The sequence below is a fragment of the Rhizobium lentis genome, assembly GCF_017352135.1.
GTDB classification, from domain to species: domain Bacteria; phylum Pseudomonadota; class Alphaproteobacteria; order Rhizobiales; family Rhizobiaceae; genus Rhizobium; species Rhizobium lentis.
Genome location: NZ_CP071454.1, coordinates 4,217,078 through 4,231,628, shown reverse-complemented (window position 1 = coordinate 4,231,628; position 14,551 = coordinate 4,217,078). Strand labels below are relative to the sequence as shown.

Here is a 14,551-nt window from a genome sequence, read left to right as displayed (position 1 = left end):
TACAACGATACCAATTACCTTCTCAACCCCTTTGTCGGCTGAGACGGGACCGAAGCTAAGACATATGCGCATGGTGTGGGACAAAAACCGACTCGAATAGTTGCGCGCAGATTTCGCGGACGCCAATGGTGGTGCGATATTCGGTGAGAGGTTTCGGAAAGAACGGCACGAGACTGGCGCCATACGTCGGCATACCGACATTCCTCAGCGCACCTATATGCAGGTCGCAGCCGATGAGCCGTACGTGGGCAATCTCAAGTTGCGATCACCGGGATACCCATGGATCTCGGCGTCACCAACCGCCCGGGCTCCCGTTTCGCACCGAGAGCGCTTCGCGCCATAGAAGGGATCCCCCTAATGAGCTGGTGCGGATTTGATTTTGAAGATTGAGGTGTCTTTTGTCCAGGCATCGCAGATTGCCTGGTAGGGCGTTCGCCACCGCAAAGCCTTGAGGTCCTTTGCACAGTTATAGGCTGTGACGAAGGCAAGGACATGGGCGTTCAGGCTTTCGAGATTAACGCGATGCTACCCAGTCGTGCCAGTCGCTTTCGCTTCCGTTGAAGACGTTGAGGTCAATCTTGCCGTCGACGCCGTCGGAGAGGCCGGAGCCGGAATACTGCCAGAACACCCACTTGCGGCCGGGATAGACCTTGGAGGGGTGGGCGGCGACCGAGCGCAGCCAGAAGGGATAGTCGAGCATTTGGCCCTTCAGATTGTCTCGATAGAAGTCCGGCGCGGTGTAGATGATCGGGCGCTGACCATAATGGCGCTCGAGCTTGTCCATGAAGACCTGCATCTTTTCCCGGACGCGAGCCGGGGAGATGCGTCGCTTGCAGCTCGATTCGCCGTTCCATTCGACGTCGATGACGGGCGGCAGAGCGTTTGCTTCCTTCGGCACATTGCGGATGAACCAGTCGGCCTGCTCGCCGGCTGTGCGGCACCAGTAGAAGAAGTGATAGGCGCCATGTTTCAGGCCGGCTTCCTTGGCGCGGCGCCAGTTCTTCCTGAACATCGGATCGAGGTGATCGCCGCCATCCGTCGCCTTGATGTAGACGAAGTTAGCCCCCTGCTGGCGCAAAGTCTCCCAGTCGATCTCGCCCTGCCAACGCGAGACGTCGACGCCATGTACGGCAAGCTTTCTCGGTGAGGTCCTGCCGAAGTTGATCGGCTTTGCATCCCGGAAGCGGTGGCTGTAGATTCGCGAGCGTGCCGGCGATTTCCTGTCCGCATCGGGATCAACATCCGGGGCGTCGGGCATCATCATCGCAACCGGCCTTTCCGTCGGCATCGGCATGCCGACAGGTCTTTCAGCCGGCACCAGCGCCTGCGGCTGAGGAACCGGTCCGGCCCAGCTCAACGGTTGCTGCGGTGGGCTTGACGGCGAGGCGGCATCGCCCACGGCGGCGGCCGGTATCGGGCCGCTCGTCTCGGCGATGGCACTGGTCGTTTCTTTCGACGCTACAGGTGTGAGTACATCTTCAGCGCCGGAGCTTGTGGAGCATCCCGACAGGATCAGGGTGGCGAGGAGAATTGCTGGCACAGCCGATCGACGCATAAGAACCCGCACGCAAAACAGAGATCAACGGCAACATCCATGATGAATGGAAACCGCCCATTTCGAATTGCTAACAGAGACTTGCTAAGAAAGGTTAAATTTGAATCCTGTGCCTCGCGATGGCCTGCGCCGCGTCCGGCCCTTGCGGCGCATGGAATGGTGAAGCATGGGTAGCCCCTCCCGAACCGGCGGGAAGGGCTTGCCAACGTCATATTACTCCGCGGCCTCCGCATAGCTTTCGACGGGCGGGCAGGTGCAGATGAGGTTGCGGTCGCCGTAGACATTGTCGACGCGGTTGACCGGCGACCAATATTTGTCGACGCGGAAGGCGCCGGGCGGGAAGCAGGCTTGTTCGCGCGAATAGGGCCTATCCCATTCGCCGACGAGGTCTTCGACCGTGTGCGGGGCGTTCTTCAGCGGGTTGTTGGCCTTGTCCATGCGGCCTTCCTCGATGGCGCGGGCTTCCTCGCGGATCGCCAGCATCGCCTCGCAGAAGCGGTCGAGTTCGGCCTTGGTCTCGCTCTCCGTCGGCTCGATCATCAGCGTACCGGCCACCGGCCAGCTCATCGTCGGCGCATGGAAACCGCAGTCGATCAGGCGCTTGGCGACGTCGTCGACGGTGACACCTGCGCTGTCGACCAGCGGGCGGGTGTCGATGATGCATTCATGCGCGACGCGGCCGGTCTTCGACTTGTAGAGCACGTCATAAGCGCCCTTCAGCCGGGCGGCGATGTAATTGGCGTTGAGGATCGCCACCTTGGTCGCCTGCGTCAGGCCTTCGCCGCCCATCATCAGGCAGTAGCTCCAGGAGATCGGCAGGATCGAGGCGGAGCCGAAAGCGGCTGCCGAAACCGCGCCCGAGCGCCCGTCGGTTTCCGGGTGGCCGGGCAGGTAGGGTGCCAGGTGCGCCTTGACGCCGATCGGGCCCATGCCGGGGCCGCCGCCGCCATGCGGAATGCAGAAGGTTTTGTGCAGGTTGAGGTGGGAGACGTCGGAGCCGATGTCACCGGGGCGGGACAGGCCCACCATGGCGTTCATGTTGGCGCCGTCGAGATAGACCTGGCCGCCATGCTTGTGCACCAGATCGCAGATTTCCTTGACCGTTTCCTCGAACACGCCGTGTGTCGAGGGATAGGTGATCATGCAGCAGGAGAGGTTGGCCGCATGCTCCTCAGTCTTGGCGCGGAAATCCTCCATGTCGATGTCGCCATTCTCGCGCACCTTGACGACCACCACCTTCATGCCGACCATCTGGGCGGAAGCAGGGTTGGTGCCGTGCGCCGAGGTCGGGATCAGGCAGACGTCGCGATGGCCGTCGCCATTGGCGATGTGATAATTGCGGATCGTCAGCAGGCCGGCATATTCGCCTTGCGCGCCGGAATTCGGCTGCATGGAGAAGGCGTCGTAGCCGGTGACGGCGCAGAGCTTGTCCGTGAGGTCGTCGATCATCTCGCGATAGCCGAGTGCCTGGTCGGCTGGGGCGAAGGGATGAATATCCGAAAATTCCGGCCAGGTGATCGGCAGCATTTCCGCCGTCGCGTTGAGCTTCATCGTGCAGGAACCGAGCGGGATCATGGCGCGGTCGAGCGCCAGATCGCGGTCGGAGAGCCGGCGGATGTAGCGTGTCATCTCACTTTCCGCACGGTTCATGTGGAAGATCGGATGCGTCAGGTAATCGCTGGTGCGCAGCAATTCCTTCGGCAGCCGGTAGGACGGCTCGAAATCGGCGATGGCGAAATTGCCGCCAAAGGCGCGCCAGACGGCTTCCAGCGTTGCCGGCCGCGTGCGTTCGTCGAGCGACATGCCGATCTTTGTTTCGCCGACCTTGCGTAGATTGACGCCTTCGGCGACGGCGGCGCGCAGGATGAGGCCCTGCATATGGCCGACATCGACGGTGATCGTATCGAAAAAGCTCTCCGGCTCGACCTTGTAGCCGAGTTTTTCCAGGCCTTTGGCCATCAGTACGGCCTTCTGGTGGACCTGCTGGGCAATTGCCTTGATGCCTTTCGGGCCATGGAAGACGGCGTACATCGAGGCCATGACGGCGAGCAGCACCTGGGCGGTGCAGATATTCGAGGTCGCCTTTTCGCGGCGTATATGCTGTTCGCGCGTCTGCAGCGACAGCCGGTAGGCGCGGTTGCCGCGGGCGTCGACGGAGACGCCGACGAGCCGGCCGGGCATGGAACGCTTGATGGCATCCTTGACCGACATATAGGCCGCATGCGGACCGCCATAGCCAACCGGAACGCCGAAGCGCTGCGACGAGCCGACGGCGATATCGGCACCCATTTCGCCCGGCGATTTCAAGAGCGTCAGCGCCAGGATATCGGCGGCGACAACAGCGATGGCGCCGGTCTGGTGCAGGCGGGAGATCAGGCCGGTGAAATCACGCACATGGCCGTGCGTACCGGGATACTGGAAGATCGCGCCGAAAACATCGACCGGATCGAGGTCGGTGAAGGGATTGCCGACGATGACGCTCCAGCCGAGCGGCTCGGCGCGGGTGCGGATGAGGGCGATGGTCTGCGGATGGCAGTCGGCATCGACGAAGAAGGCTTTTGCCTTCGACTTGGAGACGCGCTCGGCCATCGCCATGCCTTCGGCGGCAGCGGTCGCTTCGTCGAGCAGTGAGGCATTGGCGACGTCGAGGCCGGTCAAGTCACAGATCATCGTCTGGTAGTTCAACAGCGCTTCCAGGCGACCCTGGCTGATCTCCGGCTGATAGGGCGTATAGGCCGTGTACCAGGCGGGGTTCTCCAGGATGTTGCGCTGAATGACGGGCGGCGTGATCGTTCCGTAGTAACCTTGACCGATCAGCGACACCAGCACCTTGTTCTTGTTGGCGGTGTCGCGCAGCTTGTCGAGCGCCTCGCGCTCGGTCATCGGTGCGCCCCAGACGAGCGGCGCCTTCTGACGGATCGATGGTGGCAGCGTCGCATCGATCAGGCTGTCGAGGCTGTTATAGCCGATCACCTTCAGCATGTCGGTCATTTCAGCCGGCGAGGGGCCGATATGGCGTCGATTGGCGAAATCGTAGGGCTGATAATCGGTGAACTGGAATTCGGTCGGCGTCGTCATTACGCGATGAGCTCCTTGTAAGCTGCCTCGTCGAGCAGAGCGTCGGCATCGGAGAGGTTCTTGAGCTTCAGCTTGAAGAACCAGCCGGCGCCTTGAGGATCGGAATTGACGAGCGAGGGATCGGCGACGATCGCCTCGTTGACCTCGGTGATCTCGCCATCAAGCGGACAATAGACTTCCGAGGCGGCCTTGACGGATTCGACGGTCGCCGCGTCGTCGTTCTTGGCGAAGCTCTTGCCGACTTCCGGCAGCTCGACGAAGACGAGGTCGCCGAGCTGCTCGACGGCATAGGTTGTGATGCCGACTGTTGCAACGTCGCCGTCGAGCTCAAGCCATTCATGTTCAGCGGTAAATTTCAGCATGGAAATATCCTCTCGGGAAAACAGGGTTCAGCGTTTGTAGGTCGGTGTAACGAAGGGCAGGGTGGAGACGGAGACGGGCAGGAACTTGCCGCGCACCTCGGCATAAACAAGGGTTCCAACTGCGGAATGGGAGACAGGCACGTAGCCCATGGCGACCGGGCCTTCGACGCTCGGGCCGAAGCCGCCCGAGGTTACTTCGCCGATTTCGACCTTGCCCTCGGCATCGGCATAAAGCTTGGCATGGCCGCGCACCGGCGCCTTGCCTTCGGGCTTCAGTCCGACACGGCGGCGCGAGGCGCCGTTTTCGAGCTCAGACAGGATGCGGCCGGAGCCGGGGAAGCCGCCGGCGCGCGCGCCATTACCGCGCCGCGCCTTCTGCATGGCCCATTCGAGGACTGCTTCGACCGGCGAGGTCGTGGTGTCGATATCATTGCCGTAAAGGCAGAGGCCGGCTTCGAGCCGCAGTGAATCGCGCGCGCCGAGGCCAATCGCCTGGACGTCGGGATGCTCGAGCAGCCGCATGGCGACATCCTCGGCCTTGTCGACCGGAACCGAGATTTCGAAGCCGTCCTCGCCGCTATAGCCGGAGCGTGAGACCAGGCAGGAAATGTCGTGGAGGCGGCAGTGGCGCACGTCCATGAATTTCATCGCCGCGACGTCGGCCCAGAGTTCGGCGAGAACCTCGACCGCGCGCGGCCCCTGCAACGCGATCAAAGCGCGGTTCAGAAGGGTGATGTCGCACTGGTCGCCGATATTGGCCTGCAGATGGGCGAGATCGGCCTCCTTGCAGGCGGCGTTGACGACGACGAAAAGGTGGTCGTCGACATGGGTTATCATCAGATCGTCAAGAATGCCGCCGGTATCGTCGGTGAAGAAGCCATAGCGCTGTCGACCTTCGGCGAGGCCGAGAATATCGACCGGCACCAGGCTTTCGAGCGCCAGCGCCGCATCCTCGTAACTGCCCGACTTCGCCTTCACGATGATCTGGCCCATATGCGAGACGTCGAACAGGCCGGCCTCGCTGCGGGTATGAAGATGCTCCTTCATCACGCCTGCGGGATATTGCACCGGCATGTCGTAGCCCGCAAACGGCACCATGCGGGCGCCGAGCGACAGATGCAGGGCATGCAGCGGGGTTTTCTTAAGGGCAGCAGTATCGTCCAAACGACGCCTCCGGGGTTTGCGCCTTGTTGAAAAGGCGCGGGCTCAAATCTGAAGGCGCGGCTGCGCGCTTCTCTCCTGAGCCCCCTCTGTCCTTGACGCCTGAGATTGTTATCCCTTCGGCGAGCGTTTCGAGAACGCTTCTCTCCAGAGTTCCGTCTGCCCCTTGCTGGTCCTTTGGCCTGAGAGTTTCCGGGGCGGTTGCTCCTTCGGCACCGGTGGCGAAAGCACCGGATTCTCCCAACAGGGTTGGCGCAATTATCCGGCGGGTGTGGCGCTTGGCAAGACCAAATGTCGTGACCTGACAAATTTTTGTCGCCATAGTCAGGTGCAGGCCGCGATTTGCGGCAAATCTGCTTTTGCATTCGGCAAGGAAACCGGCTATCGCGACATGTAGTTGAAGGGGATCTCATGCGGCGGACCGGACTGAAAGTGACGCTCTTCCTGCGCATGCTTTGCGCATTGAGCCTGCTTTTGCTCGGCTTTGCCCATCAGGCGTCACAGGCCGCCGCTTCCGATGATTATGATGCAGCCGCCTATATGCTGCCCGACGGCAGCCTTGCCTCGCTCTGCGTCACGGTGAAGGAGGCCGACGGCAAGACTGTCGCCTTCAAGCCAAGCTGCGAAGCTTGCCGGCTGTCTGCCTCTGTGATCCTGCCGACTCCGGATGTGGGCTCCTGGCTCGAGCGCAGGTTCGCCTCGCTTCTCAATGCACCGATCGAAACCGCTGCCGTTGCCGACGCCGGCGCCGTCACCCGGCCGAATTCCCGCGCGCCTCCCATCCTCGTCTGATCTGCCTCCGTAACCCATGACGCAGCATGCCGGTTCGCCAAAGAAGTTCGCAGCCGGCGAGGAGATATCCGATGAAAACAATCAAGACATTCGGCAAGACGTTTGGGCTTGCCGCCCTGCTTTCCGCAACCGCCTTTGCCGGCGCCGAAGCGCATGTGAGCTTCCTCGACAAGCAGGCGACGCAGGACAGCACCATTCTTGCCACGCTGCAGGTGCCGCATGGCTGTGACGGCAAGTCGACCACGGAAGTGCGGGTGAAACTGCCGGAAGGCTTCGTCTTCGCCAAGCCGCAGCCGAAGCCCGGTTGGGAGCTCGAGGTGATCAGGGGTGATTACCAGAAGTCCTACGACAATCACGGCGACAAGGTGAAGACGGGCGCCGTCGAGATCCGCTGGAAGAACGGCAATCTCTCCGACGATTTCTACGACACTTTCGTCATTCAGGGGAAGGTTTCCGGCGTCGAGGCCGGCACTTCGCTCGCCTTTCCGGTGACGCAGATGTGCGGTGATGCGGTCGAAGCGTGGGATCAGGTGGCGAAAGACGGCGGCGATCCCCATGGCCTCAAAAGTCCTGCGCCGCTCTTGAAGATCGTCGCCGGCGAAGGCCATGGCCACGACCATGACGACATGGCCGGCATGGACATGACCGATAAAACCGGCATGGACATGGCTGGCATGACGGCTGCGGCGTCGGCCGGAGAAACCATCAACACGGGCGATCTTGAAATCTCCGGCGGCTTCGCCAAGGCAATGCTGCCCGGCCAGCCGGTCGGCGGCGGCTTCTTCACGGTGAAGAACAACGGCAAGACGGATGACCGCCTAGTCTCGGTGTCCTCGCCTGCATCAGGCGAGGTTCAGATCCACGAGATGGTGACCAAGGACAATGTCATGCGGATGCGCCAATTGAAGGAGGGCCTCGCCATTGCCGCGGGCCAGACGGTCAAGCTCGAGCCCGGCAATCTGCATCTGATGTTCCAGAAGGTGAAGACGCCGTTCAAACAGGGCGATACAGTGCCGGTGACGTTGACCTTCGAAAAGGCCGGCAAGGTTGATCTGGTGCTGCAGGTGCTGTCTGCCCAGGGTAAGTAAGCCGAGGCTGGTTAAACAGAGAGTCTGCGGCTGCCATTGCCGTCGCAGACTTTTTGTCTTGTGCGGCTTGTCTCAGAAATCCTCGTAGGATTGCAGCGCCTGCCTGAGGCCGGCCTGTGGCTGCTGGTTGCCCTTGGCCATCAGGTCGAGCGCCACTTCCGTCGACTGGATGATGCTGGAGGGCTCCTCGGCCTGATCAGACGTTCCGTCGTTCAGTTGCCGGTCGGCAATGCGCTTTGCATCCCGCGCCGCCGTGCTCGTTGCGACGCGCTGGGGGATCCTCAGCGATTCGAAGGCAATGGCGGCGGTGTTGGCCGATATGGACAGGAGCTGCGTCATGTCGCCACGGTATCGGCATGGTCTTGGTGCTATCGTAACAAAATCATCGGCATTTTACCGAGTGGCAAGAATTCGCGCGGTTCCATTGGAGTCGTCGCCGAATTGAGGTAAATCCGGCTCATGATTCAGGCTTTCCTTGTCGCGCTGGGCGGCGCGATCGGTTCCGTCCTCAGATATTATGTCGGCCAGTGGGCGCTGAGGCTCATGGGGCCGGCGTTCCCCTGGGGCACGCTTGCCGTCAATGTCGCCGGCTGCTTTGTCATCGGTGTCTTTGCCGAGCTGATCGCGCGCAGGTTTAACGCCTCGATCGAGCTACGCCTTCTGCTGATTACCGGCTTCCTTGGCGGTTTCACCACCTTCTCGGCCTTCTCGCTGGATGCAATCTCCTTGTTCGAGCGCGGGGAGGCGGTGGCCGGCGGGATCTACATCGTTGCAAGCGTCGGGCTTTCAATGGCGGCTGTCATCGCAGGGCTCGCCGTCATGCGCGCTTTCGCCTGATTTCGATTCCGGTTTCCGTTTTTCATAAAAATGCTCTAAAGGCTGCGGCGAGAACGCCGGCTCGGCCCGTGCTGCAATTTCCGAAAGATCGTTTATGGTTGGCATTGAACATATCAAGGTTGAACCCGACGAAGCCGGTATGCGGCTCGATCGCTGGTTCAAAGTGCATTTTCCCGGGCTCGGCTTCGGGCCGCTGCAGAAGCTGTTGCGCTCCGGCCAGGTGCGCGTCGATGGCGGACGCGTCAAATCGGACGCACGCGTGCAGCCCGGCCAGATGGTGCGCGTGCCGCCGCTCGATGTCGATGCAAAGCTGAAAACCGGGCCGATCGCCGGCAAGGATCTCAAGCATTCCACGGATTTCGAACTCCTGTCGCGCATGGTGCTGCATGAGGACGACAAGGTGATCGTCCTCAACAAGCCGCCCGGCCTTGCCGTGCAGGGTGGCTCAGGCGTGACCAGGCATATCGACCAGATGCTCGACGCCTGGACCAGTCCGAAGGGCGAGAAGCCGCGGCTCGTCCACCGTCTCGACCGCGACACCTCGGGCGTTCTCGTCATCGCCCGTACCCGCGGTGCCGCGCAGAAGCTGACGGCCGCCTTCCGCGAGCGCGATACCAAGAAGACCTACTGGTCGCTGGTCAAGGGCGTGCCACGCAAGCACGAGGACAAGATCTCGACCTGGCTGGTCAAGGAGCAGACTGCCGACGGCGATCGTATGCGCATTGCCAAGCACGGCGAAGACGGAGCCGATCACGCGGTATCTTACTACCGCGTTGTCGAGACGGCAGCCCAGCGTCTGGCATGGCTGGAGATGGAGCCCTATACCGGCCGCACGCACCAGCTTCGTGTCCATGCGCTCCATATCGGCCATCCGATCATCGGCGATCCGAAATATTTCGACGAGGATCCAAATTGGGATTTCCCTGGCGGCGTTCAAAAGCGGCTGCATCTGCACGCCCGCCATATCGACATCCCGCATCCCTCAGGGGGACGCCTGCGCGTTACCGCGCCTTTGCCGCCGCATATGGTGCAGAGCTGGAACCTGCTCGGCTTCGATGAAAATTCGGCTCCCATTCTGGACGACGAAGCATGAAACTCGCGCTTTTTGATTGCGACGGAACCTTGGTCGACAGTGCCGGGCTTATCCATGAAACCATGCGGCGCACCTTCGAGAAGTTCGGCAAGGCGGAGCCTCGATTTGAGGACACCAAGGCCATCATCGGCCTGTCGCTGGATATTGCCATCGCCCGCATGCAGGGCAGGCCGCATGTCGAGCAGGAAGACATCGAAATGACAGCGCATTACAAATCGCTGTTTACTATCGTGCGTCAGGATCTCGACTATCGAGAGCCGCTGTTTGCCGGCATCCACGAGATGATCGATTCGATCAGCGGCCGCGAGGATCTGCTGATCGGGGCGGTGACGGGAAAATCCCGCCGCGGGCTGAAGCTCGTGATGGAAACGCACGGCTTCGACAGGCATTTCGTCGTCGCGCGCACCGCCGACGACTGCCCCTCCAAGCCGCATCCGGCCATGGTGACGGAATGTTGCGACGAAACCGGGATGAATGCCGCCGACACCATTGTCATTGGCGATGCGGTTTACGATATGCAGATGGCAAAGGCTGCCGGCGCAAAAGCGATCGGTGTAGCCTGGGGCTATGCCAGCGTGGATGAGCTGATCGCCAACGGCGCCGATGTGATCGCCTACCATCCGAACGACATATTGCGCCATTTTTCCTGAGGGTGAGCCCATGCGCGATCTGCTGAACGATCTTTCCGAGGGCCTGAGCCATCCCGATCCCATTCGTCGGGCCCAGATCCAGATGAAAAAGCCGCTGCCGAAGCGTTTCTATACCGAGGTGGCGGTCGCCGAGCACGAGGGCAGCTTCGCGATCACACTCGACGGCAAATCCGTGCGCACGCCGGCACGCCAGGTTCTCGCCGTGCCGACCGAGGCGCTCGCCCGGCTCGTCGCCGCCGAATGGCGCGGGCAGGGCGAGGAAATAGATCCGGCCACCATGCCGGTGACCCGGCTGGTCAATACCGCGCTCGACGGCGTGGCAACCAATACGCAGGCTATCTTCGAAGACATTCTCCGCTTTTCCTCGTCCGACCTCCTCTGCTACCGCGCCGACGGGCCGGAGCTGCTGGTCGAGCGTCAGAGGGAACGTTGGGACCCGATTATCGACTGGGCAGCCAACGATCTCGGCGCCCGTTTCATCCTCGTTGAAGGGGTGATGCATCATGAACAGCCGCGTGAGGCGACCGCCGCCTTCGCTGTGACGCTGGCGCGGCATCAGAGCCCAATGGCGCTCGCCGCTCTCCATACGATCACCACGCTGACCGGCTCGGCGATCCTGGCGCTTGCCTTTGCCGAGGGACGGGTGACGCTGGAGGAGACATGGTCGCTTGCCCATCTCGACGAGGACTGGACGATCGAGCATTGGGGGCGCGACGAGGAAGCCGAGGAGCGGCGAGCCAAGCGCTTTGCGGATTTCAAGGCGGCAGTGGATGTTTTTTTCGCCCTAAGCACCTGAAACATATTGCCTTCCCAGACATTATGACGAAATCTGCGACTCCAACGGGGTGGTGCGGGATTTTGTAATGAATTGGCTGAGGTCGTGTTTTTGCCAGGCCGTACTCGTCTGTGTCGCGCTCACGGCCTGCGTCAGCCTCTCGGCCAGGAAGCCGGAGGCGCCGCTTTACGATGTGCGAAGCGCCGTCGTTCTCTCCGGCCCCAACATCCCGGGCGTTCTGCTTGCCGGGATCAGCGACCGCGTCAATGCTGCGATCAACGCCACCGTGCGGGATACCGTGCTGCCGCGGGTGGTGCTGACGATCCGCGTGGTTTCCGTAGAGAAGGGCCTCGGCTTCCAGAAGGACCGCAACGTCGCCAAAATCAGCGTCGACGCGGCTTCGGTCGAGGACGGTTCGGTCATCGCGGTCAGCGCCTTCGACGTGACCAGCATTGCCGCCGACCCGAAGCTTGCCGACGACATCATCGCGGAGGATGTTGCAGCCAGGATACGCTCGGTTTTCTCGCTCAGCGGCCGCAGCCGCTAGCGCCTATCGACACGAGAGCGGCGAGGGAGATCGCATGAAGGAAATTCTCGAAGAACTGGAACGCCGCCGCGGCGTCGCCCGCCTCGGGGGCGGCAAGGCGCGTATCGATGCCCAGCACGAGCGCGGCAAGCTGACGGCGCGCGAGCGCATCGACCTCTTTCTCGACGAAGGCTCCTTCGAGGAGTTCGACATGTTCGTCGAGCATCGCTCCACCGATTTCGGCATGGATAAGAGCCGGATCGCCGGCGACGGCGTCGTCACCGGCTGGGGGACGGTCAACGGCCGCACGGTCTTCGTCTTCGCCAAGGATTTCACCGTCTTCGGCGGCTCGCTTTCGGAAGCGCATGCCGAAAAGATCATGAAAGTGCAGGACATGGCGCTGAAGAACCGCGCCCCGATCGTCGGTATCTATGATGCCGGCGGCGCCCGCATCCAGGAAGGGGTCGCTGCCCTTGGCGGTTACGCCGAAGTCTTCCAGCGCAACGTGCTTGCCTCGGGCGTCATTCCGCAGATTTCGGTGATCATGGGTCCCTGCGCCGGCGGCGACGTCTATTCGCCTGCCATGACCGATTTCATCTTCATGGTGCGCGACACCTCCTACATGTTCGTCACCGGTCCCGATGTGGTGAAGACCGTGACCAACGAGACGGTTACAGCAGAAGAGCTCGGCGGCGCAGTGGTGCATACGGTGCGCTCGTCGATTGCCGACGGCGCCTATGAGAATGATGTCGATACGCTGTTGCAGGTGCGCCGGTTGATCGATTTTCTGCCGCTTTCGAACACGTCGCCAGTGCCTGAGATTGAATGTTACCAGTCGGTGACGGAGACCGATGCGTCGCTCGACACGCTGGTGCCGGCGAATGCCAACAAGCCGTACGATATCAAGGAACTGATCCGAAAGGTGGCGGACGAAGGGGATTTCTTCGAAATCCAGGAGAGCTTCGCCAAAAACATCGTCTGCGGCTTCGGCCGCATCGAAGGCTCGACTGTTGGCTTCGTCGCCAATCAGCCGATGGTGCTGGCCGGCGTGCTCGACAGCGACGCTTCGCGCAAGGCGGCCCGCTTCGTGCGCTTCTGCGACTGCTTCAACATTCCGATCGTCACCTTCGTCGACGTGCCGGGCTTCCTGCCGGGGACGGCGCAGGAATATGGCGGCCTCATCAAGCATGGCGCGAAGCTGCTTTTTGCCTATGCGGAGGCAACGGTGCCGAAACTCACCGTCATCACCCGCAAGGCTTTCGGCGGCGCCTATGACGTGATGGCGTCAAAACATCTGCGCGGCGACTTGAATTATGCCTGGCCGACGGCGCAGATCGCCGTCATGGGTGCCAAGGGCGCGGTCGAGATCATTTTCCGCAAGGATATTGCCGATCCGCAGAAGATCGCCGCCCACACGAAGATGTACGAGGACAGGTTCCTCTCGCCCTTCGTCGCCGCCGAGCGCGGTTATGTCGACGAGGTGATCATGCCGCATTCGACCCGGCGGCGACTGGCGCGCGGGCTAAAGATGCTGCGCAACAAGGACCTCGCCAATCCGTGGAAGAAACACGACAACATCCCGCTTTGACTTTCGTAGGTGAATAAAATCGTTTGCTCAGGTGTTTACCTGCTGTCGAACAGGTCTTTCGCGCTGTCGAAAAAGTGAACGGTCGTCAGTGATCCGTGTCTTCAAACCTTACCGGGGACAAGCTAACGCTCGGCTCTTATTCTTCAAAGGAGCGGTTCAATGTCAAGTTTCGAGCGTCTTTCCGCCTATCGCCCCTACGCGCTGGCCGCTCTCAGAATCATCACCGCGCTCTTGTTCATCGAGCATGGCACGATGAAGCTTTTCGGTTTCCCGGCTTCGCAGATGGCGGGCCCACTGTCGCCGCTGATGCTTTTCGCAGCGCTTCTGGAGTTGGTCGGCGGCCTTCTCATCCTCGTCGGCCTGCTGACGCGCCCCGTCGCCTTCCTACTGGCCGGCGAAATGGCGGTCGCCTATTTCATGGCGCATGCTCCGAGCAGCTTCTTCCCGGTCGTCAACCAGGGCGACGCAGCGATCCTGTTCTGCTTCGTCTTCCTGTATCTGGCCTTCTCTGGTCCCGGCGCTTTTGCCATCGAAAACCGCAAGCCGGCCTGAATGCAACAGCGTGGGGCGCGCCCGGCGTTCCGCAGACCTTTTTGATCAGGCGGTGAGCTTGAGACCGGCGATGCCGCCGACGATCAGCATGATACAGGCAAGACGGGAGACGCTTGCCTCGTCACCGAGCAGCCAGATGCCGAGAAACACGGTGCCGACCGTGCCGATGCCTGTCCAGACCGCATAGGCGGTGCCGATCGGCAGGTGCTTCACCGCCAGGCCGAGCAGCACGATGCTCACCACCATTGAAATGACGGTCAGCGCCGTCGGCAACGGCCGCGTGAAACCTTCGGTATATTTGAGGCCGATTGCCCAGCCACATTCGAAAAGACCGGCGAGAAAAAGCAGAAACCAGGCCATACGCCTCTCTCCTTGTTCAAGAGCGAGGCCGTCCCCGCGACGTTGGATCCATGGGATGCCGCAGTCGTCTGCGATCAAGCCTATATGCGCGAGGGGCCGGCTGACTTCAAGGTAGGAACCGCCACGGCCTGCAT

General features: G+C 61.6%; 15 protein-coding genes, 2 pseudogenes and 1 riboswitch. Of the genes and pseudogenes, 10 read left to right on the top strand and 7 right to left on the bottom strand.

Features of this window, described 5'->3' with window-relative positions:
* Positions 1 to 100 precede the first annotated feature (100 nt).
* Positions 101 to 351, top strand: a pseudogene (locus tag J0663_RS20700) (arginase family protein); the annotation flags it as partial.
* On the opposite strand, the pseudogene J0663_RS31335 reads toward J0663_RS20700, so the two are convergent.
* The 5 genes and pseudogenes from J0663_RS31335 to gcvT form a co-directional block, all read right to left on the bottom strand.
* A pseudogene (locus J0663_RS31335) lies at positions 351 to 525 on the bottom strand (IS481 family transposase); the annotation flags it as partial. The pseudogenes J0663_RS20700 and J0663_RS31335 sit on opposite strands and share 1 nt — an antisense overlap.
* Positions 515 to 1,555, bottom strand: a complete 1,041-nt coding sequence (locus tag J0663_RS20695) for a GH25 family lysozyme (protein ID WP_207242226.1) — start codon at positions 1,553 to 1,555, stop codon at positions 515 to 517. The gene J0663_RS20695 and the pseudogene J0663_RS31335, both read right to left, overlap by 11 nt.
* 213 nt (positions 1,556 to 1,768) lie before the next feature.
* Positions 1,769 to 4,633, bottom strand: a complete 2,865-nt coding sequence (gene gcvP / locus J0663_RS20690) for an aminomethyl-transferring glycine dehydrogenase (protein ID WP_207242225.1) — start codon at positions 4,631 to 4,633, stop codon at positions 1,769 to 1,771.
* Positions 4,633 to 4,995 carry a glycine cleavage system protein GcvH gene (gcvH, locus tag J0663_RS20685; protein WP_207242224.1) on the bottom strand — a complete coding sequence of 121 codons (363 nt, stop codon included), beginning with the start codon at positions 4,993 to 4,995 and terminating at the stop codon, positions 4,633 to 4,635. The genes gcvP and gcvH overlap by 1 nt, the downstream gene beginning before the upstream one ends.
* A 27-nt stretch (positions 4,996 to 5,022) precedes the next feature.
* Complete coding sequence (gene gcvT / locus J0663_RS20680; protein ID WP_207242223.1) at positions 5,023 to 6,159, bottom strand: glycine cleavage system aminomethyltransferase GcvT; 1,137 nt, start codon at positions 6,157 to 6,159, stop codon at positions 5,023 to 5,025.
* Positions 6,160 to 6,316: 157 nt separating this feature from the next.
* A riboswitch (glycine riboswitch) is annotated at positions 6,317 to 6,409 on the bottom strand.
* 158 nt (positions 6,410 to 6,567) lie between these two features.
* On the opposite strand from gcvT, the gene J0663_RS20675 reads away from it, so the two are divergent.
* Positions 6,568 to 6,948 (top strand): hypothetical protein, encoded by a 381-nt coding sequence (locus J0663_RS20675; RefSeq protein ID WP_207242222.1) that lies wholly within the window; start codon positions 6,568 to 6,570, stop codon positions 6,946 to 6,948.
* Positions 6,949 to 7,019: 71 nt separating this feature from the next.
* Positions 7,020 to 8,036: a DUF1775 domain-containing protein gene (locus J0663_RS20670; RefSeq protein ID WP_207242221.1), complete on the top strand. Its 1,017-nt coding sequence runs from the start codon at positions 7,020 to 7,022 to the stop codon at positions 8,034 to 8,036.
* Positions 8,037 to 8,108: 72 nt separating this feature from the next.
* On the opposite strand, the gene J0663_RS20665 is transcribed toward J0663_RS20670, so the two are convergent.
* Positions 8,109 to 8,375, bottom strand: coding sequence for a hypothetical protein (locus J0663_RS20665; RefSeq protein ID WP_207242220.1), 267 nt, complete (start codon positions 8,373 to 8,375; stop codon positions 8,109 to 8,111).
* Between the two features lie 120 nt (positions 8,376 to 8,495).
* On the opposite strand from J0663_RS20665, the gene crcB reads away from it, so the two are divergent.
* From crcB to J0663_RS20630, 7 genes are all read left to right on the top strand, one after another.
* The gene (gene crcB / locus J0663_RS20660) at positions 8,496 to 8,873 is read left to right on the top strand and encodes a fluoride efflux transporter CrcB (protein WP_207242219.1); all 378 of its coding nucleotides are present in this window, start codon (positions 8,496 to 8,498) and stop codon (positions 8,871 to 8,873) included.
* 94 nt (positions 8,874 to 8,967) lie between these two features.
* Entirely contained in the window at positions 8,968 to 9,966 is a 999-nt protein-coding gene (locus J0663_RS20655) for an RluA family pseudouridine synthase (protein WP_207242218.1), read from the top strand.
* On the top strand, positions 9,963 to 10,616 hold the full coding sequence (locus tag J0663_RS20650) for an HAD-IA family hydrolase (RefSeq protein WP_207242217.1): 654 nt from the start codon (positions 9,963 to 9,965) through the stop codon (positions 10,614 to 10,616). The genes J0663_RS20655 and J0663_RS20650 overlap by 4 nt, the downstream gene beginning before the upstream one ends.
* Before the next feature lie 10 nt (positions 10,617 to 10,626).
* Positions 10,627 to 11,412, top strand: a complete 786-nt coding sequence (locus tag J0663_RS20645) for an ATP12 family chaperone protein (protein WP_207242216.1) — start codon at positions 10,627 to 10,629, stop codon at positions 11,410 to 11,412.
* A gap of 67 nt (positions 11,413 to 11,479) precedes the next feature.
* The gene (locus tag J0663_RS20640) at positions 11,480 to 11,938 is read left to right on the top strand and encodes a calponin homology domain-containing protein (protein WP_207242215.1); all 459 of its coding nucleotides are present in this window, start codon (positions 11,480 to 11,482) and stop codon (positions 11,936 to 11,938) included.
* 34 nt (positions 11,939 to 11,972) lie between these two features.
* Complete coding sequence (locus tag J0663_RS20635; protein WP_207242214.1) at positions 11,973 to 13,505, top strand: acyl-CoA carboxylase subunit beta; 1,533 nt, start codon at positions 11,973 to 11,975, stop codon at positions 13,503 to 13,505.
* A gap of 159 nt (positions 13,506 to 13,664) precedes the next feature.
* Positions 13,665 to 14,057, top strand: coding sequence for a DoxX family protein (locus J0663_RS20630; protein WP_207242213.1), 393 nt, complete (start codon positions 13,665 to 13,667; stop codon positions 14,055 to 14,057).
* A 45-nt stretch (positions 14,058 to 14,102) separates the two neighbouring features.
* Here the strand turns inward: J0663_RS20630 and sugE are convergent, their stop codons facing one another.
* A complete protein-coding gene (sugE, locus tag J0663_RS20625; RefSeq protein WP_207242212.1) occupies positions 14,103 to 14,417 on the bottom strand; it encodes a quaternary ammonium compound efflux SMR transporter SugE in 315 nt (104 codons plus the stop codon).
* Positions 14,418 to 14,551 lie beyond the last annotated feature (134 nt).

Coding starts and splice junctions, on each gene's coding strand:
- J0663_RS20695 (WP_207242226.1), bottom strand. CDS start 1,555: ATGCGTCGATCGGCTGTGCCAGCAATTCTCCTCGCCACCCTGATCCTG.
- gcvP (WP_207242225.1), bottom strand. CDS start 4,633: ATGACGACGCCGACCGAATTCCAGTTCACCGATTATCAGCCCTACGAT.
- gcvH (WP_207242224.1), bottom strand. CDS start 4,995: ATGCTGAAATTTACCGCTGAACATGAATGGCTTGAGCTCGACGGCGAC.
- J0663_RS20675 (WP_207242222.1), top strand. CDS start 6,568: ATGCGGCGGACCGGACTGAAAGTGACGCTCTTCCTGCGCATGCTTTGC.
- J0663_RS20670 (WP_207242221.1), top strand. CDS start 7,020: ATGAAAACAATCAAGACATTCGGCAAGACGTTTGGGCTTGCCGCCCTG.
- J0663_RS20665 (WP_207242220.1), bottom strand. CDS start 8,375: ATGACGCAGCTCCTGTCCATATCGGCCAACACCGCCGCCATTGCCTTC.
- crcB (WP_207242219.1), top strand. CDS start 8,496: ATGATTCAGGCTTTCCTTGTCGCGCTGGGCGGCGCGATCGGTTCCGTC.
- J0663_RS20655 (WP_207242218.1), top strand. CDS start 8,968: ATGGTTGGCATTGAACATATCAAGGTTGAACCCGACGAAGCCGGTATG.
- J0663_RS20650 (WP_207242217.1), top strand. CDS start 9,963: ATGAAACTCGCGCTTTTTGATTGCGACGGAACCTTGGTCGACAGTGCC.
- J0663_RS20645 (WP_207242216.1), top strand. CDS start 10,627: ATGCGCGATCTGCTGAACGATCTTTCCGAGGGCCTGAGCCATCCCGAT.
- J0663_RS20640 (WP_207242215.1), top strand. CDS start 11,480: ATGAATTGGCTGAGGTCGTGTTTTTGCCAGGCCGTACTCGTCTGTGTC.
- J0663_RS20635 (WP_207242214.1), top strand. CDS start 11,973: ATGAAGGAAATTCTCGAAGAACTGGAACGCCGCCGCGGCGTCGCCCGC.
- J0663_RS20630 (WP_207242213.1), top strand. CDS start 13,665: ATGTCAAGTTTCGAGCGTCTTTCCGCCTATCGCCCCTACGCGCTGGCC.
- sugE (WP_207242212.1), bottom strand. CDS start 14,417: ATGGCCTGGTTTCTGCTTTTTCTCGCCGGTCTTTTCGAATGTGGCTGG.